Here is a 353-nt window from a genome sequence, read left to right as displayed (position 1 = left end):
TTGCTGAGGTGTTTAGGAAATTGGAATCTGTTTCTGAAAAAAACCAAAAAACAAAAATATTGGCAAGATTTATTAAAGAAATAGATATAAGATTCTTTAAAAGAGACATTTATTTCATTCAGGGGATGATTTTTTATCTATGGGAAGATAAAGATATAGGAATAGCTGAAAAATTTACTATTAGAGCTTTATCTTTGGCTACANNNTATGATAAAGATTATATTGAAAGTTTATTTGTAAAAACAGAAGTGTTGGTGATAGTTGCAGAGAAATTAGTAACAGAAAGAAAACAAAAATCAATATTTACAAAGAAATTAACAGTAAAGGACGTATATACTCCTTTAGAACTATAG

At 26.3% G+C, this 353-nt stretch carries 1 protein-coding gene (only partly in view); it reads left to right on the top strand.

Features of this window, described 5'->3' with window-relative positions; translation table 11 throughout:
- Nucleotides 1–353: the 3' portion of a hypothetical protein gene (locus LUA84_RS03395; protein WP_457913298.1), read on the top strand. The gene continues 16 nt to the left of window position 1, outside the view; only the last 353 of its 369 coding nucleotides appear in the window; its start codon lies beyond the left edge, outside the window; its stop codon occupies nucleotides 351–353.

This window comes from Candidatus Nanopusillus massiliensis (genome assembly GCF_920984865.1).
This window is presented reverse-complemented; position numbering and strand designations above follow the sequence as displayed.